We start from the raw sequence: 964 nt of genomic DNA, 5'->3' as shown, positions 1-964 counted from the left end.
TAGGTTTTGCGCTAACTTCGGTTGCTTTCCACATCGTCTTATCCTTGTACTATTCCCAAATGATAAGACAAAAAGACAAGGGGCAATAATTTGCCCGAAACAGGCTCTATTTAACAATAAACATCTAAAGCGATCCGATACGCCGTAACGTCCAGATACTAAAAGACCGCCTCGATGGGCGGTCATTTAACAGTAATTATATTTATGCGTACTGAATTGAAAGTTACTGTGGTGCTAATATTTTTTGTTTCTATTAAACTTTAAATAACGATAAGCCTTGCGAATTTCGCCAACTTTTCACAATTTCAACGATCCGTTCTGGATTTCCATCGTTCTCATTTTCAGGATAATAAATTAAGTCAGAACCATCTGGGTGTTCTGTTATCTGACAAAAATGTTCAAGTAATTCATCTTGATAATCATTGGTTCCTTTAGATTCAATAATCTCATTTATCAAATAAATAAACTCAATTTCTGTATAGTCATTTATCGTGTCTTTTAATTCCATTATTAGCTCTTATGTATATCTATATGGTTACGAGGAGTGTTAACTCTAAGGTTATCAATATTATAAACCTCACCACCGTGTTGTATCTCTTCAATATGATGCAATTCGAAAGAACGTCTACCACCCACTGTATCCTTGAACCTTGCTCGTGGTGCCTTACCGTCTTGCATTCGCTTAATATTTGCAGGTATAAATTGACTCATTAAAGAGTGATTTTTAGAAACCTCAAACCAAAACGCTTCTCTAAACGTATCAAAACTTGAAAACTCTCTGTCTCTTAATTTATCGGCTATCTGGGATGGTATTGGTGCTCCTAATTCTTGTCCTGCTTTTTCTAACCAGATCCCTGTTATATCTTCACCTTTCCCAGTAACCACCCCAGATTCATTACGAGCGGTTGTCTTAAAGACCAGATACAGAGGCTCAATCCCTGAACCTTCAGGGAACACAAGAATT

The 964-nt window shown here is 36.6% G+C and carries 1 protein-coding gene and 1 pseudogene; both read right to left on the bottom strand.

Annotated elements, in window-relative coordinates; translation table 11 throughout:
• Window positions 1–253: 253 nt before the first annotated feature.
• Entirely contained in the window at window positions 254–508 is a 255-nt protein-coding gene (locus C9J46_RS21330) for a bacteriocin immunity protein (RefSeq protein WP_107208020.1), read from the bottom strand.
• A 2-nt stretch (window positions 509–510) separates the two neighbouring features.
• Window positions 511–964 (bottom strand): annotated as a pseudogene (locus C9J46_RS21325) (S-type Pyocin domain-containing protein); the annotation flags it as partial.

The sequence above is a fragment of the Photobacterium sp. GB-36 genome (genome assembly GCF_003026135.1).
In the GTDB taxonomy this organism is placed as follows: domain Bacteria; phylum Pseudomonadota; class Gammaproteobacteria; order Enterobacterales; family Vibrionaceae; genus Photobacterium.
Note: the sequence above shows the minus strand (reverse complement) of the source record. Positions and strands in the feature narration are given on the sequence as shown.